Annotated in this window: 22 protein-coding genes, 1 pseudogene and 1 CRISPR repeat array; of the genes and pseudogenes, 7 read left to right on the forward strand and 16 right to left on the reverse strand. The window is 56.3% G+C overall.

The window, feature by feature from the left end; genetic code table 11:
* Nucleotides 1-68: 68 nt before the first annotated feature.
* On the reverse strand, nt 69-2879 hold the full coding sequence (locus DVH23_RS16410) for a hypothetical protein (protein WP_157972434.1): 2811 nt from the start codon (nt 2877-2879) through the stop codon (nt 69-71).
* Nucleotides 2880-3443: 564 nt separating this feature from the next.
* Here DVH23_RS16410 and DVH23_RS23665 point away from each other — a divergent pair.
* Complete coding sequence (locus DVH23_RS23665; RefSeq protein WP_157972435.1) at nt 3444-4025, forward strand: hypothetical protein; 582 nt, start codon at nt 3444-3446, stop codon at nt 4023-4025.
* A gap of 194 nt (nt 4026-4219) precedes the next feature.
* Here DVH23_RS23665 and DVH23_RS16415 read toward each other — a convergent pair whose 3' ends face one another.
* Together DVH23_RS16415 and DVH23_RS16425 are read right to left on the reverse strand one after the other, a co-directional pair.
* Nucleotides 4220-5857, reverse strand: coding sequence for a hypothetical protein (locus DVH23_RS16415; RefSeq protein WP_157972436.1), 1638 nt, complete (start codon nt 5855-5857; stop codon nt 4220-4222).
* A gap of 10 nt (nt 5858-5867) precedes the next feature.
* Nucleotides 5868-6305, reverse strand: coding sequence for a hypothetical protein (locus DVH23_RS16425; protein WP_114578510.1), 438 nt, complete (start codon nt 6303-6305; stop codon nt 5868-5870).
* A 579-nt stretch (nt 6306-6884) separates the two neighbouring features.
* On the opposite strand from DVH23_RS16425, the gene DVH23_RS16430 reads away from it, so the two are divergent.
* Entirely contained in the window at nt 6885-7952 is a 1068-nt protein-coding gene (locus DVH23_RS16430) for a hypothetical protein (RefSeq protein WP_198667958.1), read from the forward strand.
* A 31-nt stretch (nt 7953-7983) separates the two neighbouring features.
* On the opposite strand, the gene DVH23_RS16435 is transcribed toward DVH23_RS16430, so the two are convergent.
* Nucleotides 7984-8967 carry a hypothetical protein gene (locus tag DVH23_RS16435; RefSeq protein WP_157972438.1) on the reverse strand — a complete coding sequence of 328 codons (984 nt, stop codon included), beginning with the start codon at nt 8965-8967 and terminating at the stop codon, nt 7984-7986.
* Between the two features lie 17 nt (nt 8968-8984).
* On the reverse strand, nt 8985-9965 hold the full coding sequence (locus tag DVH23_RS16440) for a hypothetical protein (protein ID WP_114578513.1): 981 nt from the start codon (nt 9963-9965) through the stop codon (nt 8985-8987).
* 121 nt (nt 9966-10086) lie between these two features.
* Between DVH23_RS16440 and DVH23_RS16445 the strand changes: the two genes are divergently transcribed.
* A complete protein-coding gene (locus tag DVH23_RS16445; RefSeq protein ID WP_114578514.1) occupies nt 10087-10266 on the forward strand; it encodes a DUF4177 domain-containing protein in 180 nt (59 codons plus the stop codon).
* A gap of 32 nt (nt 10267-10298) precedes the next feature.
* Here DVH23_RS16445 and DVH23_RS16450 read toward each other — a convergent pair whose 3' ends face one another.
* Together DVH23_RS16450 and DVH23_RS16455 are read right to left on the reverse strand one after the other, a co-directional pair.
* Nucleotides 10299-10937, reverse strand: a complete 639-nt coding sequence (locus DVH23_RS16450) for an HNH endonuclease (RefSeq protein ID WP_114578515.1) — start codon at nt 10935-10937, stop codon at nt 10299-10301.
* A complete protein-coding gene (locus tag DVH23_RS16455) occupies nt 10934-11833 on the reverse strand; it encodes a hypothetical protein (RefSeq protein ID WP_114578516.1) in 900 nt (299 codons plus the stop codon). The genes DVH23_RS16450 and DVH23_RS16455 overlap by 4 nt, the downstream gene beginning before the upstream one ends.
* A 522-nt stretch (nt 11834-12355) precedes the next feature.
* On the opposite strand from DVH23_RS16455, the gene DVH23_RS23670 reads away from it, so the two are divergent.
* On the forward strand, nt 12356-12616 hold the full coding sequence (locus tag DVH23_RS23670; RefSeq protein WP_157972439.1) for a hypothetical protein: 261 nt from the start codon (nt 12356-12358) through the stop codon (nt 12614-12616).
* Between the two features lie 132 nt (nt 12617-12748).
* Here DVH23_RS23670 and DVH23_RS16460 read toward each other — a convergent pair whose 3' ends face one another.
* Nucleotides 12749-15706, reverse strand: coding sequence for a plasmid replication protein RepH (locus DVH23_RS16460; RefSeq protein ID WP_114578517.1), 2958 nt, complete (start codon nt 15704-15706; stop codon nt 12749-12751).
* A gap of 471 nt (nt 15707-16177) precedes the next feature.
* Here DVH23_RS16460 and DVH23_RS23675 point away from each other — a divergent pair, with 471 nt between their 5' ends.
* Complete coding sequence (locus tag DVH23_RS23675) at nt 16178-16471, forward strand: hypothetical protein (protein WP_157972440.1); 294 nt, start codon at nt 16178-16180, stop codon at nt 16469-16471.
* A gap of 1351 nt (nt 16472-17822) precedes the next feature.
* Here the strand turns inward: DVH23_RS23675 and DVH23_RS16465 are convergent.
* The 4 genes and pseudogenes from DVH23_RS16465 to DVH23_RS24605 all read right to left on the reverse strand — a co-directional run bounded on the left by DVH23_RS16465 (nt 17823) and on the right by DVH23_RS24605 (nt 20460).
* The gene (locus DVH23_RS16465) at nt 17823-19115 is read right to left on the reverse strand and encodes a Cdc6/Cdc18 family protein (RefSeq protein WP_114578518.1); all 1293 of its coding nucleotides are present in this window, start codon (nt 19113-19115) and stop codon (nt 17823-17825) included.
* An 830-nt stretch (nt 19116-19945) separates the two neighbouring features.
* Nucleotides 19946-20059, reverse strand: a pseudogene (locus DVH23_RS23685) (hypothetical protein); the annotation flags it as partial.
* A gap of 54 nt (nt 20060-20113) precedes the next feature.
* A complete protein-coding gene (locus DVH23_RS24600) occupies nt 20114-20302 on the reverse strand; it encodes an SWIM zinc finger family protein (RefSeq protein WP_114578519.1) in 189 nt (62 codons plus the stop codon).
* Nucleotides 20299-20460 (reverse strand): hypothetical protein, encoded by a 162-nt coding sequence (locus DVH23_RS24605; protein WP_157972442.1) that lies wholly within the window; start codon nt 20458-20460, stop codon nt 20299-20301. Before DVH23_RS24605 ends, DVH23_RS24600 begins: the two co-directional genes overlap by 4 nt.
* A gap of 206 nt (nt 20461-20666) precedes the next feature.
* Here DVH23_RS24605 and DVH23_RS16475 point away from each other — a divergent pair, with 206 nt between their 5' ends.
* Together DVH23_RS16475 and DVH23_RS16480 are read left to right on the forward strand one after the other, a co-directional pair.
* Nucleotides 20667-21023, forward strand: a complete 357-nt coding sequence (locus tag DVH23_RS16475) for a helix-turn-helix domain-containing protein (protein WP_114578520.1) — start codon at nt 20667-20669, stop codon at nt 21021-21023.
* Entirely contained in the window at nt 21010-21405 is a 396-nt protein-coding gene (locus DVH23_RS16480; protein ID WP_114578521.1) for a PIN domain-containing protein, read from the forward strand. Before DVH23_RS16475 ends, DVH23_RS16480 begins: the two co-directional genes overlap by 14 nt.
* 220 nt (nt 21406-21625) lie before the next feature.
* A CRISPR array of direct repeats spans nt 21626-21915; the repeat unit is 30 nt; unit sequence GTTGCAAGACCTCATGGGTGTGTCTGGAAC.
* Between the two features lie 129 nt (nt 21916-22044).
* Here DVH23_RS16480 and cas5b read toward each other — a convergent pair.
* The 4 genes from cas5b to cas6 form a co-directional block, all read right to left on the reverse strand.
* Nucleotides 22045-22785 carry a type I-B CRISPR-associated protein Cas5b gene (cas5b, locus tag DVH23_RS16485; protein WP_114578522.1) on the reverse strand — a complete coding sequence of 247 codons (741 nt, stop codon included), beginning with the start codon at nt 22783-22785 and terminating at the stop codon, nt 22045-22047.
* A gap of 79 nt (nt 22786-22864) precedes the next feature.
* On the reverse strand, nt 22865-23884 hold the full coding sequence (cas7b, locus tag DVH23_RS16490; RefSeq protein ID WP_114578523.1) for a type I-B CRISPR-associated protein Cas7/Csh2: 1020 nt from the start codon (nt 23882-23884) through the stop codon (nt 22865-22867).
* Nucleotides 23881-25953: a TM1802 family CRISPR-associated protein gene (locus DVH23_RS16495; RefSeq protein WP_157972443.1), complete on the reverse strand. Its 2073-nt coding sequence runs from the start codon at nt 25951-25953 to the stop codon at nt 23881-23883. Before DVH23_RS16495 ends, cas7b begins: the two co-directional genes overlap by 4 nt.
* Nucleotides 25953-26708, reverse strand: coding sequence for a CRISPR-associated endoribonuclease Cas6 (gene cas6, locus DVH23_RS16500; protein WP_114578538.1), 756 nt, complete (start codon nt 26706-26708; stop codon nt 25953-25955). Before cas6 ends, DVH23_RS16495 begins: the two co-directional genes overlap by 1 nt.
* Between the last annotated feature and the right edge of the window lie 162 nt (nt 26709-26870).

The following is a 26870-nucleotide window of genomic DNA, read 5'->3' on the forward strand; positions in this document are numbered from 1 at the left end:
TCACCTCGTGAACTTGCAGACGGGTGAACACGGGTCCCACAGACCAGTCGCACTCAGGGACTGCTGTCCTAATCGTCATCATCGAGACTCACCTCCACGTCCCCAGGGGCTGATCCACCACTGTCTGGCTTACCTGGCTGCTCATCGGCAGCAGTGTCACTGCTGGTGGTACACTCGGTCCGAGCAGTACCGATCCACTTCTCTAAAAGCGTCGAGGAGATGAGCACCTCCTCCTCCTCAAGGGAGTTTAGATCCGCCGCCGCGAGGTCGTCAACGGTTTCGATCCCCACCTCACGGAGCTGACTGCTGTAGGATTCTCCGATACCCGTGATCGTCGTGATCTCTTGGCGCTCGTCTTCACTCTCGTCCTCGGGCGCCTCGTCGTCTGGTTCGTCGTCAGTGTTCTCGGTACTACGTTCCTCCTGTTCGTCTTCTGTCGCCTCTGTCGGCGTCTCGCGCTCTTCTGTTTCGTTTGCTGACTCGTCCTCACCGTCTGTCTCTGTGGTCGTCGTCCCGGTCGAGTCATCATCTGCGGAGAGTGCGTTCGCAGTGCCGGCGGTACTGTCAGTAGTCTCGTCAGCTGCCGACTGATCCTCCTTGTGAATTGCCGCGAGAGCTGACTCAAGTGGACCTGGCCCGTCGCCTGTCTCCTCGTTTTCGTCCTTGTTCGTCGCCTGAGCAGTGCGTTCGTCGCCGTCGGTTCCGTCCGTGTGACCGTCGGATTCCTCGTCCTCGTCCTTCCCTACCGCCCGATCAGTGCGTTCCTCATTGGAATCTTCAGCCCCGAAGACCCGATCGAGGGCACCGGGATCGCTCACAAACCGGCGGATGTACGACTTGAACGCGCCGTGCTTGTCCGGATTGTAACTCAGGAGTGCGTCCTCAAAGTCCCCGGAAGCGACCTCGAACGTGTACCACTCTTCTTCGTCACTGAACCCGACGATCCCGGTCGAATAGCCCACATCTGCCTCTCCTGTCACTGCCTGACTTGTCACGAAGTTGTATTGGCTCTCGTTCAATCCGAACGCTCTACCGACCGACCAATCGAGATCCTTCAACCGAAAGAACTCGGTCGTTGTACACTGTCCTCGGATCGCGTTTTTGTGTCCGGCTCCGTCCTCGTCGCCGCTGATGAACTCGTCCGGTCGGTGCGAGAGGAACCACAGCCCCGCATTGTAGTGGCGCCAGTGGCGTGCGGCCTGCTGGAGCCACGGGAGCATCTCCTCACTGTGCAAGAGATAGTGCGCTTCGTCAACCACGAAAATCGTCTCTTCGGGCGCGCGCTTGACCATCTCGTAGACGTTGCGCAACAGCAGTTGGAGCATCGTCGACTTGTCCGCCGTGCCCAGTGCTTCGATCTGCTGCAGGTCCAGGTAGTTAACCTGGCCCTCCTCGAGGGTTACCTCGCTCTCCCCAATCAAGTGCTGGTAGCGCCCATGCTTCTTGAAGCCGACCAACTTGCGGAGGAATTGCCGCACCTCCTGTTTGACTTCCTCCCCTTCGATATTGTGCCCGGAGAGCGTGTATTCGGTGGGGTTCTCGAGCATTGTGGTCGTCTTCTCGATAAAGTCATCCATCGTCGGACTCTCCCGGCCATGCGTCTCCGGGCGACCGGGGTAGATCCCAGCCTCGCGGTAGGTCTCCGTGACGATCTCGCTCACCAGATGTTTGAAATCGTCGGGATCGCCGCCCTGAGCCTTGATGATCGACAGGATCCAACTCACTGCCGAGTCGCGAGCCATCCCGAACGGATCGACGTCCTTCGTTTCCATCACCGTCTCGGGCGTTTCCTGGATCAGCAGCGGGTTGATCGTCGTATTCCCGTCGACGACGATTCGGTTGCCGTTGACTGCCTCCGTGTGCTGATAGAAACCGCCCATCGTATCGAGGAAGATCACGGTTCGATCTTCCTTGCCAAGCCACCAGCGGAGTGCCTGCTTGCCTGCGTGATACGTTTTCCCGGACCCTGAGTCCGCTAGCGTGATCTTGTGCCCGGCACCGCCTCGTTCGAACTGGCTCGCGATGATCTTCTGTCCGTGATGTTCCGAGCGGCCGTACTCCACGCCATCCTCATCTTGGACGGTCGACCGGGCAAACGGGAACAGAGCACCGAGCGCCCCATCACACACCATCGTCGTGTGGTCCTTCCACGAGAGTTCATTGTACTGGTCGCGAGCACCCGGAGCGCCCGATTTGAACAGTTCGTCCGCACGCGATGACGATATCGCGGACAGTTCCGCAGGAGTGTCTTCGACTGCGTTCAATACGGGCTCTTCAGCATCCTCGAGTGCGCGACGTTTCGCGACATCGAGCGTGAGCGTCTCCGGGGATTCATACCCCTGCTTGATCTGTTCTTCGGCCAGATCGAGTGCTCGCTTCGACCCGGCCCGGACAGTGAGATAGCCGTTGAGATCGAACGGCTGGACCGTCGTCTGCTTGAGCAGCTTATACATCCCCTGGTAGTAGTGAACGTCCTCGGTCATGACCGAGGACTCGATATCGTCGACCTCCTGTCGATCGCTGATATCCGCGTCGATATCCTTGATTTTCGGCTTCAGACGCTCGATCGCATCAGCCTTCTCAACCGGGCGTGCACGGAGTCGTAGATCGAAATCCACGCCCGTGAGCGTCTGCAACGATTTGAGGAAGTTCCCCGAGGGACGCTTTCGCCAGCCAGTCAACCAATACGTGCGAGCGTACTGATCGCCGACCTCGACAAAATCGCCATGAACATCGATCGTTCCGGGAGAGAGGGCGTTCTGAAGCGGCGACGACTCCACGCCACTGTCAGTGTCCGAATCCGAGAGCGGGTGGAACAAGCCCTCACGTAGGCGAGCGAGCGTGCTCGTCTGTGCTGCTGTCTCCGCATCGTCGATCATATCCTCAGCACGTCCGGCTTCAGCGGGTGATTGGAGCAGCTGAGTGACAACGCTATCCGTCGCCTCCAACCCGGTCGCTCCGCCATCGCCCGCGACTTCAACCGTATCGACGTTTGCAACCGCATCGAGCGATAGCTGCCTATCAGCCGCTTCGTCGAAGTCTTCACCTGCGGTGGTTGTCTCCGCGCTGATTCGAGCTTGCTCGTCGAGGTGTGCGTCGACAGCTCCCGGCCGGTGACTGTCCGTCTCTGCCTGCTCGTGCTCGTGAGATCCCGATTCGGCCGATTTGATATTGGGCCACACCGAGAGGTTCGCCACTTGGGATGCCGACTCAGGGGTGAATTGCCGGTGTTCAACTCCGGCCCAGTATTTCGCAAGCAAGAACGCGTGCTCGGCCGGGTCGACTAACTCACCCGAACATCCGCTTACCGAACCCGCGACAGTCTTCGCGGAGGCAACTCGATCACGCAGTCGCCGTCGCATTTGCTTGCGCTGGCGTGCGTCGGGCTCGTCTCCACCAAGCGAGAAGAGCGAGCTACTATCCGACCGGCGGCGGTGCTCGAGGTGAGTCGGATCGACCTCGACAACGATGTACGAACGGAGTTCGCGAGCCTCCCACGCCTCGGCCTCCTCCTCCTCATACAGGATGTAATCCTCGAGCAAATCGCGAGCGATTATCCACTCGTCGCCACCAAATCGCCCGCTGTGGAGTTGCTCACGGTACTTGTCCGTGATTTTATCGACATCAGTATCAAACGTTGTGACAAAGAAATCGAACACATCATCCATCTCGCGGCGAATCGCGAACGTCAAATCCTGAACCATGTCGTTGACAGCCGACTGGGACTGTCGCTCAGTGTTACGACCATCGACGCGAACGAGCGCGACATACCGTCCGTCCTCCATCTCGGCGAACCCGTTCGAGAAAATTCGCTTGACACCGTGAATCGGCTCGACCGACGACTCAAGGTGATTTTTCGGGTACCGCCAACGCAGGACGAGCGACCGCAGGCCGGCCCGAGCCCGGTCGATCCCCGTCGTCGTCTCGTAATCCGTGCTATAAGAAACCGTCATCCCGATCACCGCCAGCGGGATCCCGATGGCTGCTGTCATCCAGAAAAGCCCAGGGCCACTCGTGAACGGTGAGGTGAAAATCCCGAAAAAGAGGATGACTCCTCCAGGCGCGCCGTAGAAGATGTGTTTGAGCTTGTACCCTCGCACTTTGATCGACGAATCGATGTACGGCAGGGCGAGCTGTGACGGATCTCGGTCGGTCGTATCCGCGTTGGTCGGTGATGTGTCGGTTGTCATGGGGTAGTGGTGGGGCAGTGGTGGTTGTTTTACGAGTTCACTTTCCGATTGATCCGATCTTTTTGCGTCTCGCTGAACGTCGTTTTCTTGCGCGATTTGTTGCCTTGCCTGCGGTTTTCCTGGTTGGAATCACCATCCTGAGTCCGCGGCGACTCTTGCTCACTCGTCTCGTCTTCACCACCACCTCCGCCCCCATCTCCGCCTCCACCTCCATCTCCGCCTCCATTGTTCGTATCCGACGGCGCCGGAAGCACAGTGTCACTGCCGTCGTTACTGTCGGAACCACTGGTTTTCTGCTCATATGCTGCTCTGTAATGCCGAGCCAAGTGGTGTACCTCGCTAGGAGCGTGCCGCATTCGTTGACTCACATCCTGGGTGGGCCCTTTCCCAAGTTTGAGCGCGGCGGCGACATGCGCCTTTTCGAGCATTTTCCACGGAAGATAGACGAGTGCGAACGCCAGCCCGAAGAGGATCAAAACGATCGAACCAGCGGTTCCGGCAATTGACCCATCGAGCGGCAGGTAAATGAGGAACCGCAAGATGATCGACTGGACAATCGAGAGGGCGAGAAGAGATCCGAAAACGAACAGCCCAAAACTTCCATACGCGTGTGCTTGACCGTGGGTTGCCCATGCAGCCCACGAAATCGGCCAAAACAGCACAGAAAGATATGTCAATAAGTGTAGCATGATGACACTGACGAGTGCTGCGACGACGACGATCGCCTTGAATATCAATAAGATTGCTAGAAGATAGAGACCGAGCCCAAAGCGGATCGCACCGTCCGGAGTGACGAATTGTTCTCCATCAGGGTAGATTGCCTGGGCCATCTCCGCAGACAAGTGCAGGAGTGCCGGCGCGAACACCCACGTCCCAAAGACCATCACGCCAGCGAGAGCGATACGCTTCCAGCCCCGACGGCGTTTTTCGGCGCTATCGTAGGAAAACGAGACGCCTACTTGTGCCATCAGCCAGACTATGGCGACCACGAGCGGCCACGAGATTACCGCAAAGACAGTCTGCCACTGCTCACTCGCTGGCTCGGCCCAACTCGAAGGGTCCTCCGCCTCCCCCGGTGCTGGAACCTGGATAGCGATAGCATGTATCGCATTGATGGCCCCAATCACTTCCGACAACACCCCGTCAACGAACGCTGCCACCCACGAATTGAACCATTGGACTGCTTCGTCTGAGGGATTAGTCAGCGTATCATAGATGTGGCCAGCCTGTGCTGCCCCAGGAATGTGCTCTTCAGCAACATCCCGACCATAACCCGCAAACTGGCCCGCAGATTCGACAACATCCCCCGCTGAGGATAATACTCCACCGTTGCCATCTTCGTCCTCTGAATCTGATTGACTTTCATTATTTTCCTCACCGGTAAGAATAGAATTTGGCTGGATACCGAATCCATCGTCTTCACTCGCGTTGGTGGATTCGTTTTCGGCCGTCTCGTTCCCACCTGCTTCACTACCAGACCCATTCGTTGCATTCGCTACCTCGCCAGGATCAATCCCAAATCCATCGTCTTCAGACTCGTTACTTTCATTTTCCTGAGCATCAACGATTCCGGCCCCGATCGTACCAAAGAGCCCCACACTCACGAGCAACATCCCTAAAACCGCAATCACCAACCATCTCTGACCGATGAACAACCGGGAGCTCATGCGTGGATCGTCAGATCAGCACCATTACCCACAAGATCTCGCCCTGCAAGCACCCACTGATATTGATGCCTAAATAATCAAGTACTGCTGACATGCTTCCTAGGAATAACCCTCCGAGAAGAGTCACAAATCCGTTGATGATCGAACTGCGCTCGCCTCGACGGCCGCCACCTCCGAAACCGAGAAAGCCGATCGCAATTTGGGCGATGCCAGCTAGTATTAGTATCAATGTCAACAATCCGAACGCGAGGAAAACCGCCGATCCCAATGCACCCCCGCAAGCAACCTCGGCTGCTTCTTCAAACGCAGACTGGGCAACAACGGGCTGGATCAACATCAGTACCCCTGCGGTGACCATCGCGATCTGGGCTGCTATGGGACTCACTCGAGCCAGTGCTCGGAGAGTTACCTCTGTCGGTCGCCTTTGGTTATTGGTATGTTCACCCATAGAGATTACGTCTAGGCAGAGACATTTATAGCTTGCTCAAAATCTATTCGTCTTCAGTAGTTCAATATATGGTATTGCTAGGTGAAAATATTTATTGGTAATGCCACATAGATAATATATAAATTGTATAATATTTTATGGCTGGTTGTTTTGAATTGATTCCCCGGGGGTTTCAGGTATAAATAATAGATAAATTGAATAGTCTAGGAGTGATCACTAGTCTGGTAAAGGGGAACAATCCGTATGCCATCTCCCAGACTAACACGCCGTCGGCTCCTGGCGGGGATCGGGAGCGCAGTTGGTGCAGCGGCACTTGCCGGCTGTGGTGACCAAAGGAACTCTGTCCCTCCCAACATTGGGGAGACGGATACGCCAACCGCCCTTCGGCCAGATCACTATGCAGATCGCTTTTCCGAGGTCGTCAATCTCGTTGACGATTTCGGTGCGGACTCATCGGGCGAACAGCCGATCGATGCCCCTCTCAGACAAGCCTGGGACAACGACCGACTGATCGTACTCCCGGAAGGCGAATACAAGATGAATCGCCCCTTCCGACGGACGAGGACCTCGAACGTTGGGTTGATCGGCCAGAACGCGACTATCCGGCACGGTGAAGTGAAGGCAATCAATAGACACACTGTCGATCGGGGCGAGTATACCGGCTCTACGATGATGTTCCGTATCGGGACCTCAACGAACCCACATGGCGATCTCGTCTTCGGCGGTCTCATTTTCGACTGGGGGTGGCATGAGAACGCGGGAATGCAGGGCCTCAATGCGTTCATCGATGGACAGGCTGAGATCCGGAATATCGCCTTTCAGGGAACTCATTCGCTTGGGTCGTTCGCCAATTTACGCGTCGCGAGCGCCACGCCCGACTCGGTGGCTCTCGTTGACTCGATCGATATGCGCGGGGGCGGGCTCCACTACATCGATACGATCAACACGCGAGAAGAGCGCCGATTCGATGAGGGACCTGAGCATCCCGATTTCGGGCAAAGCTGGGGCTCGACGGGATTCACAGGCCATCCCGATCAACAGGGGACGACCGTGATCCGCAACATGGTCTGTGGCCCCTGGCCCGATAACACGGTCTATCCTCGAGGGGGCACCGGCCGAAAGATCGTCTCTGGATGCACCGTCTGGAACGGCGGTGGGTCCCAAATCCGGAACAATGGAGGCGATGATTGGGAACCCGTTGAATGGCTGGATGGAACCGACAGCAAAGAGGAAGCCCTCAACGGGCCGTATCCAGGCTCCGTCATCGAAAACTGCCACGTCTTGATCAATGAGAAGCCAGAGGGTGTCTACATCAACCCGCGTGGAATCCTACTCCAAGATGGCCCGCAGATCGTTCGCAACTGTGAAGTCGAGATTTCGTATGCCGAGGGCGGCGGGGCTGGAGGGACGTACGGCTTCGGGACGCGCGGCGAAGGCGGATCGGCACCGGCCGGCCCAGCCATCGTCGAGAACTCAACAATCACGCTCCACGAAAACACGGATGCGATCTACGTCTCGCCGTACACAAACTCCCTCGAGGCCCACGATATTGAGATCAACACTGTCGGCTGGGATACCAGGCTTAATCGCCTCATCGGTGGCGTGGGTGCCGATCAACTCAAAGATGTCATCGTGAACACTACGTAATCATCTCGACCTGGGAGAACCGTTCTCTGAGTCAGTCAAGAGCAACCGACGCAAGGATTTTCTCTGCTAACTGAGCGTAGTCCTCGTTGTATTCCGACCGTGAAAACATGACAGAGGTGAGAAACTGAATGCCGTTAGCATGTGCAAAGAGCTCGTGAGCGATGAGTTGGTTGGTTTCTCTGTCGGCCATCTCGATGACAAACCGATGGCCGTCTTCCCCACTCGAGAGCGTCACCGAGTCGTCCGCATGGATCTCAGCACTCGGTTCGGGCTCGAAAGTTTCGCGGTAATTTCGGACCTCCTGTTCGAGTGTGAGACGAGCCTCCTCGGTTTCGATCCAGATCCACGCCGTTTCATCGCTATTGAGGATTTGGACGTAGCCGTCGTTCGACTCGTCCACTTCCCAGTCAGCTGGGTAGTCGACGTGGTAAGATAGCTCGTCAATCGCATACTGCTCGAAGCTCCGGCCCTCACCCTCATCAGGGTCTTCGGTACCGGAACCCTCGTGGTCGCCTTCGGAGTCGGTCTCGCTAGCGCCGTCCTCTGACTCATTCTTGGCAGCATCAGCTTCAGACTCATTCCGGTCAGTCTCATTGTCCGCGTCTTCTTGGGGTTCTTCAGGAGTTTCAGTGTCTTGAGTTTCGTTTGCGGTGCCGTTCTCGGTATCCCCATCACCCGCCTCGTCGTCTTCAGACTCGTTTTCGGTCGCCTCGCTCTCGTTTTCAGAGTCGTTCTCATCCGACTCCTCATCCTCGAGTATCGAACCATCGCTCTCATCATCTACATCTTCCTCGTCAGTCGCGTCCTCGTCTTCAGACTCGTTCTCAGTCCCCTCTGTCCCGTTGTCGCTTCCGTTTTCAGAGTTGTTTTCGTCCGTCTCGTCACTGGACTCAGATTGCTGTTCATCGTCACCCAGCCCAAGACAGCCTGCAGTCCCGCTGAGAACTGCGATACTCCCAGCCCCAGCGGCAAGAAGATACTCACGCCGAGGAAAAGATTCGCCTGTGTCTGCCAAATAACGGTGGTCCATCGTTAGCCGCTACTGTTGTTGTCTCTCCCACTGTCGCCGAACTCGCCACTGTTCTCAAAGTGGTCAGGAATTTCGATCGTCTCCTCGATCCGATCTAAATATTCCTCCTCCGAAATTTCCTCGTTGGCAAATGCTCGAGCCCATTCACTTTCAATAGAGAATGTCCCTTGTTCAACATCATTCGGATCGAGGATAGTCACGTGGAGCCCCTCTGTCTGTTCTTTGAATACACCTTCATATTGGTCTTCTTCTGCAAATTCGTTTAGAAGGGTTCCCTCCAACGCAACATAACCGCCGGCAATCTCAACTATTTCAGCGAGGGCCTCATCCCGATCTTCTGCATACGTGCGGTATTCAATGTGGATGACTCCATCATCCATTTCCCCATCAGTGATTTCATACCCAGCTTCTGTTAGCATATCTTCAAATAGCGCCTGCGTGTTAGCTGCCCTTTCCTCGTCAGAGAGGTTATCTGAGGCTGAGGCTCCCCCATCTATGAACGATTCCCCATCCATGAGCGATTCCCCGCCAAAACCATCATCACTATCGGCTGTATTCCCCATTTGTTCCTCCCCCTCGCCTGCTTCTTCTCCCCGCTCTTCGTCTCCTCCCCCTTCATCAGCCGTCGGATTGTCGGCGCCACTGTCTTGTTCATCATCGGCACTAGCTTGAGTACTAGGTTGGGACCCACTACCGCTGTCGGCGAGCACCAAGAACGGAGCGGCACCGAGGCTTGCGATCAGCGAAATCGTCACGAGCAACACAATAAGTGTGACTGCTGCTGGCTTCGCACCTCCCCCGGGAGTGAAGCCAGGCGTGTTTCTCATCGCGAGCCGGTCGGAAATCTGGTTATAGTTTGAGAAAGCTGCATACGCCAAAACGAACGGCACGACCGGGAAGCAGATAAGGTACACCACAAGCACGACAAGATTGCGCGGTGTCCGACCCGGTGCCATCCCTGGGATGTACGTTGTGAGTGCCATTATCTCTCTTCCTGTTCTATAATACTAGATACCTATCAGCAATAAAATTTCCCCCCGATCTGAACCGACGTACCACTGGGCCCCCTAAAAACTATACCAACTCCAATCAACGACAAATAACATGGCTGACCAGTACGAGTACAAAGTGATCGAGCCGTCAACGACATTCTTCGGACGTATTAAGAAGGAAAAAACGGAACAGCGCCTCAATCAGCTCGCGCAAGAGGGATGGGAACTCGATCAAACACCATTCGACGGGTGGTCACTGTCCTTCAAATTCATTCTGAGACGCTCTCGCTAAACCGACCCCTTCAAATGGCCTCGAACGATCCCCTACAGTCCGATTAGAACTGGTGGCCACACCATTAGCGCCATCGCCAGCAGTTCGGGACTCGCCCCGAACTCCTGCCATGCGACCGCTGTGATCCCTGTTGTCCCTAACCCAAGGAGGCTCGTAACGACTCGCGGCTTCGGAAGCAAGATTACCAACACGAGCAGCGTTGGGATTCCGATCAATCCCGCCTCGTTCACGAGCGATCCAAATGAAGTTCCTCCCTCGTAGAGTATCAATCGACCAAACAGCGCAATCCAGATCGACATGAAAAGCGCGGCGAGAATCCCTCGTAGGCTCGCTCGCACGGCCCCAATCCGATACACTGTCGGCCCGTCGCCGACCCAGCCGTCCTGGAAAATATTGTGCTCGTGGCTGTTCTGGTGACAGGGCTCGCACAGCGTCTCGAGGTTCGACAGGTGATTCGATCCGCCGTTGGCGTACGCTTGGATGTGGTGAGCGTGCAGGCGTTCGCCGTCGTCACCAGCGTGGGGTCCGCTCTGTCGCCCGCAGTTCTGGCACGTCCAGTCGTCTCGTCGATACACTGTCTTGCGGCGTGCCTCCCAGTCCGGCGGATTCTTCCCCGAGTACGTCTCTGGATCGTCATAGCGAGAGTTGATCTGGGATTCATACTGACTCATTCAATCTCTCCCTCCACGAGTCGTGTCTCATCGAAATACCATACGTTCGACTCGCGAGAAATCTCGCCGTTGAACGCAACCGTGAGCGACGCATGGTGCTCGGTCTCGGGGAATGTCGCGACCACCAACGTAGCCTCGATTTCCGTACCCGCCCACTCCGTTGCAAGATCATCTTCAGTGAAGTCTTCCTCGGGGAACGCAAACGGGTGATACGCGGTGACGGCGTGCGTCGTCTCGTCTGCCCCAACGACTACGCCGTCGATCGTCGATTGCATCCCATATCGATCATCATTCAATGGGATGAGTCTCGCCCCATCCGGAGTTGAATCGTCGCGATTCCCCGGACCACGCCGTGGATTTGGGACCCGGTCGCCAATGACGCCTGATTCAAGAAGGAGGCCTGGGGCGTTCCCGTTATTCTCCAGTGTGATCGCTGGTGCTGTCGTCGAAGCCCCGCGGAGATCGGTGAATGGTCCAGTGCTGGGGTCCTGTCCCATCCTGGTCTCTCCGAAAATGTCGATACCGGAAAGTTCGACAGCTGGGTCAAGCGTGATCGCTCGCTCGTGACGCTCGTCGTCGGCATCAACAACCGCGAGCGTGTACTCATCCCCCGGGCGGTAGCTCGATTGAATCTCGCCAAAGTTGTGCTCGACGAGCGGGAGTGCAATGCGGCGCTGTCCCAACTCGAGGGATCCCCCAGTGAACACGTCACCGTCGGGCGTCACAAGGCTGATCTCTTCAATTTCCGATCCTTCGGCGAATGAGACTACGAGGTTCCAGCCTGCGCCCGTGATCTCCTCGAAAATGCTCTCCTCGGATCCCGAGCCAAGGCATCCTGCCACTCCCAAACCGGCGAACGACGCACCCGAGGCGGTGAGCAGCCGCCGTCGATCCATACTGACCTATCTCATATTACTCTACATAAGTGTTCGGCCAGGAGAAAAGAATTCGGAGAGGGTTACCCCACAATATTGAGGTTTTCAGCCGCTAATGAGACACGTACGACGGACCGACTATCTACGCTGGAGTTTCAATCTGTGTCGGAACAGTGCGCGTGTGGAATCTGATCGTGACGCTGCCCGTCGCAATCATTGGGTGGGCCACGATCTCGAACGTCGACGTTGCTGTCGTTTTCCTCGGTGGGCTGCTGGTCCTTCCGGTTCCGCTTGCGAGCGCGTATGAACTCCGCCGCTGGCTTGAACCCTGGATCTGACGCTCTGCTGGTGCCGGTTTTAGACCAGCAAATTTCACGGCTCACCATAATCATGGACCCCCCGAGCTTGACCCGAGGCACTCGGCCTGCCCTGCCTGGAGAGTGGTAGCCTTCTCACCCACACTCGATGGCACTGTTGAATTCAATAGATTTGGTTGGAAAACAATGGATAATGTTAAGTAGTAATGTCTAACAGATATGAAATATGATAGAGAACCCCAATGAAGTGTCAAGAACTCCGCCTCTACCGATTCTTCCAGCAGCGTTTGCTGTAGGGGTAACGTTCATTCTCCTTCACTTCACTTTGGAAAACCCCTTTGTGACGGTCTTAACAGCAGCACAAGCAGGAGACATTGAATTTCTTCTGCCTCTCTTGGGTATCGCCTTTCTTCTTTATATAGGAGTAGCTCTGGCTTGGATCGGAACGGTATTGGTTCTCAGAAGCCGGCGTTCAGAATCGATGTGAACCCGCCGATCCCTGTAGAGAGGGTACCGTTCCGTCGTCGATTGTGGCGCCTCGAAGAACGCCATCGAACCGGTCAAAGGCGTTCGGCGTTCGTTTAGTGGTTTAGCAGTTGTGCAGAAGCTTTCATGTACCCTATACTGTCGGCTTCTCGACAATCTCACACTGATTCGGATCGGTTCCTGTTGGGCGCCGCCCAATCGTCGCGACTCCTCTCTTCCTCGGATCTCTCAGTATCTTACCGGGATCCCCCATCACTGCAGTCTGGCGATTTTCGAAGAGTCCATCGAAAAGGAAGACCAGCATCGGACTCCAGTGTTCCCACTCAATCGCCCGGAGGATCTCGGCGAGATCCTGCGGCCAGCTGAAGAGGTCGTTGACGTCGACATCGTCGTCGCGACCAAGAACAAACACCGCCTCGAAGAGGACTTCCGACCACGTTGACGGGATTTCCCACTCTTTGAGGTCCTCTGGGGACGATTTCGATCCGACGTCACTCCAAAACGGGATCAGACGGGCCTGCCAGCGCTTATCGTTGAGTCGGTCAACGAGCCCAAAGGCCTCGAGAGCGCGAAGATCATGCCAGTTCCGGTCGTAACTATTCTCCGAGATCCCTGCTGTCTCGATGAGTTCCTTCCGACCGAGTGGATCGTCGGCCTCAAGGAGTGCTTTCACCATCTTCTGGACAGTCGCCTTCTCGCCGCGGAGAAGACGATCAGCCGGAAGCATCGCGAGCGCATTCTCCAGCTGGACGAGTGAAAGCGAGAGACCCGGCTTCTTTTTGAGGTGCAGCAGCGCTTCGGCGACATCGAACGGGCTCGCACCCCGAGTTTCCGTACCCAGAACGGCCATGCAAGCCCTCGTGAGTGAGACGACGTTGTCGTGACGCTGGCGGAATCCTTTACGCTCCAGGTGGCGCGAAATTTCGGACTTGATCGCACCGAACTCGTTTGCGACGACGACGGGAATCTCCATCGTCGGCGCCGTCTCCGCTCCTTCCTGGATGGCTTCGCGGACGTCTTCGTCTGCGGCGCCGATCGCATTCTCGAGGTCTTCTTGGAGGAGCGATGCTTGGGGACCGGAGACGACCCAGGATGCGGTGAGATCCATCGTCGGGTCGTCGGCCTGGACATCATATGGGAGCCGCTGCCGGAGCTTCTTGCGTCGGTCCTCGAGGAGCATCCGGTTCCCGCTGTGGATACCGTATGCGGTTTGCTTCGGGACTGTGTGGCGCATGAACGAGAGGAAATCGCCGAGACGCGTCTCGTCATCTCGCAGCATCGCCGTATCCGGCATCCGGATGTGGATCGTGACGTCGATCCCAAGCGAGCGGTAGAGCGCGGTCGCCGACGCGAGCAGGCCGTGGAGGTCGTTGTATAACTCTTGTCTGAGTTCGTAATCGCGGGTTCCGACGGCCTCGCCGAGGCGCTGGAGCAGCTCCGTCCGGACGTGACCCCACCGCTTACGCCAGGACTCGTACTGCAGCTCGTCTTCGGAGAACCAGCCGATTTGCATCCCACGCTGGATGACTGCCTCGATCTCCTCTTCGAGGTGGGCTTCGAAGAGGTTCTCGAACGCGGAGCCGACTGCACTGGGTTCGAGAATCTTCGAGAACGCGCGGTCGCTCAGTAAGGCTGCTGGGAGACGTGCCAGTGTAGGGAGCGACCCGCCCCACTGGACGACGACCTGAGCGTCGTCCTCGAAACAAGAGAGTTGGGCGATGCGGCCGTCCTCGAACTCGGAGATTTCGTGATCGACGAGGTTGACGCCCTCGACGCGGCGACCAGCAGCAAGTCGATCGTGCATCGTCCACGCGTCGAGCGTTTCACTTGGCCCGCCGTCGATCCATTGGACGTACGCGGCACCGTCGTCAGGATTGCCGGTCTCAGCCAGCCATTCTTCAGCAGTAGATGCATTCTCGGAGCTGTCTTCGTCGTCCTGGCCATCCTGGGGGGGAATCTCATCTTCGGGCGATACACTGTACTTGTCGTCGAAAGGGGGGTCCGCGTAAGGCGCGTCGAGTTGGGACTGAAGCGGGTGACGAACAGAGTAGTCGTCAGTGATGAACTCAAGTGCGGCCTCCCCGAGAGGCGACAGTGAGACAGTGTTGTATCGGCTACTGTCGTCGACGGTCACCAGATCTATGCTCTCGAGGTCACCGACGTAACGATCCACTGAGCCAGCAGCCAAGTCGATCTCATCGTCTTGCTTGAGGTCTCGATGTTCGCGAGCGCCATCTGGATCGAGATTCGCGAGAAGCCGAAGCCGTCCTTCCCCCCGGCCGTCGAGATTACACAGGCGATCCCACGCGTCGGCGAGCAGATCAGACTCAGTCGGGTCGGCAGAAACAGGGGGTGGGGTGGTGGAGGCATCCCCCTCCTCAGTAAGACCCACAACGTCCTCACAGAAGGACTGGAAGTGTTGCTCGAGGTAGCGCTCCAAGGACGGTGAGAGAACGAGTCGGAGGTCCAGGACCTCGCCAAGCAGCGTGATCGCGTCGAGAGCCGACTGGATTGTCCGGTTGTCGTCGACAGAGAGCCACTCTTGGCCGTCGAGCAGGAGAAGGACCGTCGGCGCGATTTCCGCACGACGGTGGACTTCGCAGAAGCCATGCTCGAGGACGGGAAGGCCGGCATTCCACTTGCCGCGGCCCGTCCCGATGGTTGTGATTGTCTCGATATCCCCGACGCGTTGCTGGCGGTACTGACGAGGCCAGTCCTCGATCTCTGCCTCGAATCCGTCGAATTCCAGCGCGTAGCGCGTTAGCGACTCCAGGTAGGTCTCGAGAGCGACGCCAGCATCGGCGGTCCCAATCGCGACCTCGCCGGTCTCATTGATTACATCGTCCAGGAGAACCTCGCGCACGAACGACGACCGCAGCCGCTTGTCCGCGAAAACGCGGGGATCATGATCCCCCACGAGCTCGCGGATCGCGCGGCTCGTCGTCGGTAAGAGTTCGTCGAGGACGTCAGGCAACCAGGATGATCGACGCGGCCCAACGGCGGAGATGACCACATCGGAGAGCGACGCCTGCCCGAGCGGTTCGACCGCCCGGAGCCCTGCATTCGTGGGGGCGCCGCTCTCTTCGGTCATAGCTGGACCTCCGGCTCGGTGCCGATGGCAGAGCGCTCGTCAATCCCGTAGACAGGCATATCGGGGTTTGGCATGAGGTTGGTCGAGAGAACACTCGACACCAGACGCTACTCCACCGAGATTGCGGATGAATCTCGTATTGCGGAACAGCGCTCCCGCTATCTAAGCGGAACACTTATGTGGTCGAACAACCCAGGAGAAGGTACCAATCATCCTCCTGCGGTTATCGACCCTGAGCCGCTGGTGTCTGGTGCGTTCCTATATTTGACCTAGTCGCTTTCCCGAGGGCTTATTAATCCCTTTGGTAATGTTTGGTTCATTTTTCATTCCATTGCGATTTTTGAGTTTTAGGTTGTGCGTGTGATAGCCTGTTAGTAGCCATCCTCTTAACCTTTGTGAGTGATATCCCGCACTCAAAAGCTCTAAATGGCGAACGTTTTTAACCAATCCCGGCAGTTAAAACGTCTGTGCATGGATATTAGTAATGTGTTTAGCCGTGTGTCGTGGTTACGTCCGGTAGATATTGCAATCTTAGAGGTACTTGGTCCTCCTCAGAGGCTGAGCCTGAATCGCGGTGCAATATCCAAGAACATTGATTATTCCCCCGATTATGTAGGAAGACGAGCAGATTTGCTTGTCTCTTGTGAATTATTGGATATTGATGAAGATGGAGGGCCATTTTATTCAATTAATGACACCGGTGAGAAAGTATTAAACCGTAGCATATCCACGGAGGATCTCGAAGCATTGGGGCCTGATGGATAATCACATATTTAGATGATATTCTCGGCTTTGCACGTAGTGTGGGTGACATTTTTATTACCGAAACAGCCACGAAACGCCGTCTACTGACGTATTTCCCCTGGTGAGCCGAACGACGAGTTGCCCTCGATAGGAGCGACCGGCCCGCGTTTTCGCACCGATCGGTGCGCTATCAACGAGATCGGATGCTTAACCAGCGTCGGGATATCTGGTCAACAGCCACTCTTCTGCTGGTCTGGCGATACAAGTTGTAGCATCTCCAACGTGCAAAGCCGAGTGATATTTTGACAGCTTTTATCTGCCGTCGAAAATCATCGTAGAACGCGCGTTACGGCTCACCATCCGATCTGGGAGCGGTGGATATTGGCGTACACTCGCATAAGTGGAACGGATTACCTCGATTCAACGCCTGCGGAGACTGCGCTCCCTTCGGGAACCGATTCGGTTCCTGCAAAGCGCGTCATCGAAACAGGAAGCCCCGTCCTCAGCGAGGCCGCAAGGCCAAGCAGGGCGGGGTAGTTCACTGAAAGTAGGAGGAAGTCACTGATCAGGAGCTGTAACAGGGTTGAAAGACACGTTGCGGGCCGCTCGCGCCTGGACAGGTTGGGAGAGATACTGTCCTCATCGCGGACAGCCCCGGTCTACGGATGAGATATGATCCATGAATGCTGCGTTTCAAGACCTTGGGATGTGTCTGGAACGCATGGAAATCAGTATTCCAGGAGGCTATAGCTTAGGGTTTTCGACGGTCACGAGACACCGCGTTTCCGCTGAGGTGGGGATGGAATCCGCTAACACCGACACTTGATCCCCACTGCCTTGTGCAACAGTGGAGGGAGTATTTATCCTACTGTTGCACAAGGCGAGACGGCTATACTCTCGACGCGTCCCTTGGTGTAGCTTCAATCGTGGGCTTGTAGGTACATCATCCACCCTGAAGACGGTCTTCCTGCTGTTCGAGGTACTCAAGAGCCCCCTTGACGGCCTCTCAGAGAAACGCACAGAGCCGCTCAGTAAACCAATCGTGAAACGATAAGTAGCGAAATGTTCCGCCGAAGCTGTCGATGTATTCTGGACGGAACTCTCCAAGTGTTCGATAGTGTCCGGTAACGAACCGAGTGTGAGCGACCAAAACAGGGTATCAGCTCGAATTTCCCGCCATCGCGTTGGACCAACCTGTTTGCGCGAGCCAGCTCGCACAGCCGGGTATTCGGAAACGTCTTCACCAACCGCCCCTCTATCACCGAATCCGAGGGGAGAGCCATGCATCTCCCCACCGGATTTCACCCCACTAACAGCTGGCGGTCTCTGCATCTTCTCCAGTTTGCCTAGAACGGATGGGCCCTGGAGCAGTTCACTGGAGAATGTCTTCAGAAGATTCGACACTTTCCAGTGTTTGTAGCCGTTTGTCCTCTGCGAGTGTTGCCGCAAGCACGATCCTTGGTCTATGGTTGAGTTCGTGGTCTTTCTTGATGCCTTTCCGGTCACCACGGCCTTTTCGTTCACTAATGGTTACCCCAAGGAACTCGAGTTCATCAAGGAGATCCGACACCCGTTGATAACCGAGAACGTTCGATTGCACGTCTTTCGCGACAGTCTGATAACGGTCGTAGACTTGTGACGTAGAGACGGTAGATGCTGGACCATTGAGTTGCTTTGCGAGCGTGTAGAGAACCAGCTTGGCCTGATCCGGGAGCGTACTGATACTCTTTGAGAGTAGATCTGCCTCGACAAGATCTCGTGCTTCCTCAACGTGTTCTTCAGTGACTTCCTCATCCATATTCCGACGAGCCATCATCCCAGCCTTGTTCAGCAATTCGATAGCTTTGCGTGCGTCTCCATGTTCGTCAGCAGCGAGTTCGGCGGCTGTAGAGACCGTACCGTCGCTTAGAACACCGTCCTCAAAGGCATCGCGACGATTTTCGAGGATGTTTTTGAGCTGGTCTGAATCGTAGGCCGAGAAGACGAATTCAGATCCACCCATCGAGCTTTGCACACGTTGGTTGACGTCATTTCTGAATTGTGTGGTCTTGTTGCTAATCAGGATAATAGAGATGTACGTGTCGATCTCGTCGTTTTCACGGGCGCGAGAGAGAGCATGGAGTAACTTATTGAATTCTTCCAGCAGGTCGATTTCATCGAGGATGATGATGAGGCCGTCGTAGTGGCCATCGACGAGACCCCAAATTTCCTCAGTGTATGTTCTCCAACCGACCCCACGTTTCGGAGGTTGGGTGACATCGGGCTGGTCTGATATTCCGAACTTCTTGTCCAGCTCATCAAAGATCGAGAAATACAGCGACCTCGCTGCTCGTGTGATTGTATTGTCCTGGTTGCAGTCGATATAGATAGAAGCTGCGCGAACGCCGTTGGCTTCTGCACGTTCGACGATTTTTGAAGAGACGTGGCGTGAGACTAAGCTCTTCCCCGTCCCAGTCTTACCATAGATTTGAGCGTTATCGGGGACATCATTGTAAATTATATCTTCGAGACTGAGAGCGATATTGGTGATTTCTTGTTGTCGCCCAACGATTCGATCTTCGTCGGGGACTGTTCCGACTGAGACGAGAGACTTGTCTCTGAAAATTCGAGGAGAGTTACCGATGACCTGATCCACCGAGAACTCGTCTTGATTTGTGTCGCCCATACTCTGACATCTAAGAACAACCAAATAAAGATGACGGGCCCGGTTTGGAATGAGTTCCCTCAGTAGGGATCTCTAGATCAGAAATATAGGACTGATTGTATAGCTTCAACACCCCCAATTTGGAGTGAGCTTTGGGCTATCGGTGTATCACCCCCCTAGTTTGGAGTGAGAATGAGAAAAGACTGACAGTATTTCGTACAGAATGTTACAACGCATGAAGTTTCCTCTCTCCACCCCCGGTTTAGAGAAGGGTTGTCAAGAAAAGGAGAAAAGAGGTTCCTCAAACCACATTGAGCGTGCAGATGTGATGATTTGATGGTCGGTTAACCTACCTCCCCCACCCCTAGTTTGGAGTGAGTTCCATTGGGTGAACCTGCACTACAACAACAGACATAATCTCCAAAGGAATTCAACGAGATCGTCAATATCGACGAGACTACTGACTAGAAGATATGTTCTATACCACCATCTTTTCTTGTTGAGACGCTGTTCTACTACTAGTCTAGAAACTCTATTTTATATTTATTGGTAGGGGCAAGACAGGGGAAAGAGAAAACAGCTCAAGCACTATTAGACTAGCAACTTCTCGCAATAATAGGTTCACCTCGTGTTAGTGGTATACCGTCTTTATATAAGCGTTATAGTTTATCGTCATTCTACATCGTCTCAGACGGGAGACGCTTGTTTAGCTAGATAGTTGTCTATATACAGAGTGACTCACTCCAAACGAGGGGTCTCCGTCCCTTTAGTGACATACTCCTTCTATGATCCGAGAAGAGACTACATCGACCTTACCAATGAATATCAACCGAACTAACGTCGAGCCAAAAATAGCGATATGCGGGCGCACGGTAGTCCTCAATCCGGTTATCCCACTCCAAATACGGAACATCCTCACTGGCCTCTCGAAGCAGGTGCGTGCCTCCGTCGAACTTAATTCGCATCTATGGATCACCCCATATTCCCTGGCGACACGACCACGCCGGGGAGTGTTCACATCAGAGGTCGCGTGGCTGGACAGTCATCTCGCCCTCGTCGGTGGCGACGCGGTCCCGGGAGCCGTCCGCGGTCGCCGCCGCCAGAACGGGCTCGCGGATCGCCACGGCGACGCGGTGCTTACAGGCACCGTCTCGGTAGGTATCGGCGGGACACTCACAGGCGACAGGCACGCCGTTCTCGACGTTCACACGGTATAGGAGTGGTCGGCCTTCTCGTCGTCGCCATAACTCCCGTTCGTGACCCGGAGCAAACCGGGCGCCTCGAGGGCGAACTCGAAGGCTTCGTACTGGGCTCGCTTCGCGGTCGGTGCGTCGGGTTCAAGTTCCGCAAGTGCGTTTGTCGTCATGATTGTCTGCCCTAGAGACAACCCCGCTCGGGTGGTCCAACACCCGGGCATTCCTACGAACGGAACGCCCCGAGGAACGGGTCTGTCTCTAATGATTCCTACGTGAGTAGGGATGATAAACCTATATCTCACTATCACCCTTGTGTAGTGTGGTATAATCCTCCCCACGTGCAAAGAGTTATGTCACCCACACGCGAAGGGATCGTATGGCGAAACCAGGACCGGCGCCGGCCGTGACCCCCGAGGACGTCCTCGAGGTGTTCATGGAGCGTGACGACGACAGCGAACCGCTCACTGCTCCGGAGATCGCCGACAAACTCGGGTGCTCACGAACGACGGCCCTGAAACGGCTCCGGACGCTCGCCGATCGGGGGGACGTCGCCTCAAAGAAGGTCGGCGGCCGTTCTCGCGTCTGGTGGGTCCCGAGCCCTGACGATGAGAGCGAGCGTGATGTCCTCGCCGGCTACGGATCATGGACGGGGACCGGGCTTTCGGAGGCCGTCGAGCAGGGACGTGAGGAGCTAGACGAGGATCTGCGCGAGGACGGCCGTGCTCTGTCCTGATACCAGCTTCTTGCTCGACTATCTCGACGAGGGACGCCCGGCGACTGCCGACGCGAAGGCGTTTCTCGACGACCGCCGCGATCACGAATACCGTATCCCGTCAGTCGCGTTCTTCGAGGTCCTCCGTGGCGGCGCCCGGCTCCGGGGACCCGCCGGCGTGGCCGACCTCGTCGATCAACTCGGGTGGGCCAATCATCTACCGCTCACCCCCACCGCCGCTCGAGAGGCGGCGCTCGTCGACGGGGAGCTCGTCGCCGCCGGCCAAGAGATTAATCTCGCGGACATCATGATCGCCGGCGCCGTCCGCGAAGCCGGCGGGACCGTGGTCACACGCGACGACCACTTTGAACGGATCGACGGGCTCGACGTCCAGACCTACTAATACGTCAGTCGCGCGTCTGACTGAGGCTTTTCCACCTCGGTGCGAAGATCTTGATCGCGTCGCAAAGCGGTCCAGAGTTTCGTGTTGTAGCGACTGGTATCCGTCCTCTTACTCCTTCAAGATCGTGTGCATCGGGTGTACGGCGTTTAAACAGCGTAATAGGCGCTCGGCTGAAGCATGCTTCTGACGTGGAGAGTAATGTCTAGAGGGCTTTGTGACACAGCCAAGACCTCAGGGGTGTGTCTGGAACCCTAGGTAGTCGAGGACTGCACTCATACTTCCTAAGTTGCAAGACCTCATGGGTGTGTCTGGAACCCCGGCCCGCCAACGGCGTTGAACGCGAACTCGATGTTGCAAGACCTCATGGGTGTGTCTGGAACCGTCGGGAGCAGGCACTAGCCCCCAGGTACCAACGTTGCAAGACCTCATGGGTGTGTCTGGAACGAGGATGAGGATCAGTGTCAACAACCCAAAGACAAGGTTGCAAGACCTCATAGGTGTGTCTGGAACGGTCGGCGATAAGCACTCTAGAAGCCTATAGATTGGGGTTTTCGGCGGTCGATATCCGTCGACCGCCAATCCTGTGCTTCCACTGGAGGTCGATGGGAACGAATTAGGAGATTTCGGCGCGAGAGGATATTAAGAGAAGGTGATTGCATTGCCGTTGACCACAGCGTACGATGTTTCGCGGAGGTCGAGGGGGTCCCCGCTTCTCTCGTACGTGAGCGTTTGCCACCCATCTGCTTTCCGGCCACCCGCTTCGCGCGTTGTCATGAACGCTGGCGACCGCTCGGTCACGTATCTGGCCTCTGGCGAGGGAATCAGGTCGATTTCCTCGCCGGGAACTGCTGATCGAACCGACGCTCGTCCCGTGTGCTCACTTACGTCGAACCGGCCGATGTACTCGTACGTCGCGAGATGTTCGCTGAGTCCGAGCGACAGCGTGTACGTTGATTTGCCTTCAGCGAACTGCTGTTCCATCTGATCCATTACTGTCTCGTCTTCGAGGCTGGCGTAGACGCGATACACGGGATCGCATAGTACCTCGAACACTGTTTGCTGGCGGTGATCGGTAATATGGGTGCCTGGACGACCACTGGTGGGTGAGCTGGCTGGTCCGTCGGTCGTGAGAATGTTGATCCCGAGCGAAAGCCGTCGTACTGAGGATTCCAGTGAGACGGCGATACTGCTGTTCTCGTGGCTAAACAGATCGTAGTATGAATCGCGCTCCATTCCCAGCATCCCCGCAAGCATTCCTGCAATCGTTGTTCGTGGAGGAATACCGAATGTCTGTGCTGGCGATGTCGTCGATGGTTTGCGAAAATGGGCAAACTCGCCGCTGATCTCGAGAACAATACACTCATCCGGGACGTCGTTCATGGATACTCAGGTTCCTCGCGGACGTGGTTAGGGGCTCGTGTTGTGGGAGGGAGTCGAGAGTCGAGCATACGCGCCTTGATCATTCGGTAGTAAGGTCTACGCGCGCTGGATCGAGCGCGTCGTGGAGTGCCTGTTCAAGATCGGCTACACCGCCATCGTTGTCGCCGACACGCACGCGAAGCCGGCGGCTTGCTCGCATCGAGATACTCGCGATGTCGCTGGCGTGGTCGGTGAGCAGTGCGATGAACTCGGTTGCGTTCACCAGTCCGTCACTGATGTCGCGCATCGCGCGCTCGTCTTTCCCGTCAGGCTCGAGTGTGAACGCGCGGTGGAGGTCACCGATATGGTAGTCGTCGGTCTCGTACTCGACGCGGACTAATAAGCGTGGCTCGTGGCCTTGTTTCGAGGCTGTGTTCGTCTCGGTGCGGGTCCCGTACCAAAGCCCGTCTTCGAGGAGTTCGATATCGTCCGCGTCGAGGTGGGTTTCAGCGGCGTTGTGCTCGTTAATCACACCATGGAACCGTATCAGTGCGTAATCGATTCGGTAGTCGGTAAACATATTCCCACCCTGGCTGCGGTCGTCCTCGTCGCTGCTGGCGGCGACGACCGATGTCTTCCCGTGACTCGATTCGTTGACTGCATGCATCGACCGACCGAAGTTGAACTGGACGGGGCCAGTGTACGAGGTGGTGATTGGCGCGTCGAAGGTCATTGCCTCCCCAAACAGCCGAACGTCGGTCGCGACCGCAAGAAACGCTTCCTCTTCGGTCATATTCGGGCCGTTCTCATCCAGCAGCGGCTCCATTTTCTCTTTCAGGACCGCGTAGCGGTCGTCTTTGTCATCGCGGCCGTCATCGCCGGATGCTTTGATGAGGATCGGTTCGCCCTGACGGTCGAGATAATCTCGAACGACGCGCTTGAGCCGGACGTCGGTGACGAGTGCTTCGCCCGTGTAGTCGTCGATACGCGGCCGGTTTTCCTCGGTGAGCGGATTTCCGTTCGGGTTCGTGTCGACAGCATCGTAGAGGAACACGATCTCGCTACGGTTGTCGATGCTGTCCAAGTCCGTGTTGATATCGGATTGCTGGTGTTGGCTCATTGGTTCTCAGTGGGAGGGGTCGGAGTGTCGTCGGTCGGTTCGCTTTCTTCGTTCTCGCTTCTGGTTGCTGAGGTTGGGTCGGTACGTTGTGTGTCGGTTTCTTTGGCACGTTGGCTGATGTTTGGGCCGATGTTCACACCAAGGACGTAGTGATAGCGGATTTCCTCAGCAGTGGCCTGCCAGCCGTCGTTCTGGCCGGCGAGAACGGCTTCGTGGAACAGTTGTTCGGCGTCCGCCCAGGGGGTGCCATACCGGCTGGCTTGGGCCTGATAGATTTTTGCTTTCTCCCAGATATCAGTCTGCCAGCGTGTCAGTGTCTCGGCGGTCAATTGATCGACGTCGCGTGATTGCACGAACGTCTGGCTGAGGCTGCGGTGGGCCTGCCAGTTCGAGAGTTGGGCTGCGACCGCGCCGAGAACGAATGCGGCGGTCCGACCTGGTGAGTGTTCGATACTCGGATGGGCGTTGACGAACTCTTGGAGGCCAGCGCCGAAGCTAGTATAGGTGCCGTCGAGTGGGGCTGTGGTCATGCGTGTGTTTCCATCCTCATCTTCATCTTGATCTGTGTGCGTGTCCTGAAGAATATCCTGGCTCTCCGCGAGGCGGAGGAAGCCATACGTCGCCGCGATGTGGAAGCCATCATACGGGTAGTTGGTATCCGTCCCGAGGCGGTCGCGATAGCGAGCGTGGATCTCCCGCATTAGCACCGAAATGAGTTCGGTGTAGTCGATCGTCCCGTTCGTGAGTAGTTGTTCGGTGTACTCTACCCACGGGGTTTCGTCGCCGATGTATTGACCTTGGTGGTCACTTCCGCGTGTTCCGGCCAGCAAGCTGAATAGCCAGCCACCGGAGAACAGCTGCCGTTCGGTTGGGGGATCCGGCTGGGGAAGAAGCTCCTGTTCAAACACGGGATCAGTTGCATAGAGCTGTTCAATCGCCGTCTGGAGGGTAACGACCTGATCGATGCTTACGCCGTCAATCCACGCGACACCGTGGATTTTGGTTGACTCTCGAATGATATGACTGAACGCGAGTCGGAGGGCGTCGGGCTGATCGGTCGTTTCGACCGCGTTCTGATACTGCTCCCATGCTGTCGAGAGAGGGCGCTCACGACTGGTTGCGTTCTCTTCGGTGGGTACTCCGTCTGGTTCTGCGTCGTCACTGCCGCTGAGGTGAACGCGTGCTTCTTGGATCACCCGCTTCAGTTGCTCATCAGCGCCGGGCATGGGGAGTGCATAGGGGATGACGCGACAGCGAATGCCTGGAACGCCGTAGTGTTGAGGTTCGAGAAACCGGTCGGACGCGACCTCAATCGCGGTGATACACTCGAGACAGAGCGGGCGATTGCGCCAGGCTTCTGAACTGTTTACCTCGGGGAAGGGCCACTGCTGTTTGACCGTGTACTGCTCGGCCATTTTCGCGCCGAGCCCGAAACACTCTGTTTCCGCGTCACAGATGCTACAGCGTGCATAGCCGTAGCTGTCTTTAGCGGTTGATTTGGTTCGCAAGTCTTGGGCTGCCCATTGCTTCATTCCCTCATTATACGGGGCGAGCTCGCCGACGTAGCGTTCCTCACCTTCTTCAGTGATTGAGAGTGTGAGTAACGCACGATACTCGATGCGGTGGGCGAGAGCTGTAATGTCCTGCTCGATTTGTTCGTGGGTCGCGCCAAGTTCGCCTCGAAGAATGTTGCGAACGCCAGCGATTTCAGGCTGTGAGAGCAGTTCGTCGCCAAGAACGTCTTCGTCGAACCAGCCAACAAGGGCGGGGAACCGTTCGTCGGCAGGTCTCGTTTCGGTAAGACGTTTCGTGACGCTGTTGTCGGTTTTCCCCGACGAGTAGACGTACCCGAATGTGTTGGCTGTGGCTTCAGGGCTGTCTTCGGGCTGGATTACCTCTGTTCCCAGATATTCGACGCGATCGGCGATCCGCTCGAAGCGTATCACGACCACGGACTCAATGTCTTTATTGGATCCAGCGATCGGGCTCGCCGTGTAGTAGGGTTCGTACTCGGTAGTGTACTCGTCGTCGATGATGGCCTGGCCGATCGTTCGGAGTGCGGCTTGCATCATGGCTGTTCGGGAGCCCCGTCGTTGACATCTTCAGCCCGGTTCATAAACCCGAAGCCGAGGGAATTCAATTCACCGAGTCCGGCGGTGAGTGCGAGTTGGAGCAGCTTGCGGTGGGAACCGCTCTCAATCTCATACTCGAACGTCCATTCACTTCCAATGAACGTGACTGACTCCGTGTCGAACGAGAGAGGTTTCGCGATCGTGCGTTCGAATGAATACCCGGTGAAGTACGGTGGCTCGGGTGGCTCCTCGTCGTAAGCGAGCTGGTATTTCCGCCCCAGGTTGTTGTGCAGACGCTCGAAGAAGAGTTCGGTCCCGTGTTCGGGCTGCCAGTGGGTTGTCTCGTAGGGAGTGTCAATGCCGTACTCGTCGGCGGTCTCCGTGGAATATCGGACGACGATCGGTGTGCCGGTGGTGAGTGTTCCCTGATCTCGGAGCGGGGTGGTGATAGAAAACGCGCGGTCGGCGTGAAAAGGCATCTCATACAGATTTAATTCGGGGTCTTGGCAAAGCTTCGTGGCGATAGTTGTAATCAGGTGATCATCATGCCCAGCGACGATAAGTCGCCGTGTGTCGCCTTCCTCGGCGTTTCGTGGTGGAATTGGTGGGGAATATGAGAATAATTTGATCCCTGTTTCCTCATGGAGGTTTGCATACTCTGTCCCGTCGAGATCGGCGTAGATGCGGCTTTGGAGAGCACGATTGTAGGTGTTATCGTACTCGTAGTCACGCCGTGCGGTCATCTCGATCATGACCCTCATTCGTATCTGTCTCTCCTGTCCATACGCAGACAGGGTATTCTTTGACAAAAAATGTCACTGATACGTTCCTCTGCTTCCCGCAAGCAGATCCGATAGGCGAGCTGCGCGTGTGTAAACGACCTTCCCCTTCCTTCCCCTGTCCCAGCAAGTTTC

The organism is Saliphagus sp. LR7 (genome assembly GCF_003344565.1).
Lineage (GTDB): Archaea > Halobacteriota > Halobacteria > Halobacteriales > Natrialbaceae > Saliphagus > Saliphagus infecundisoli.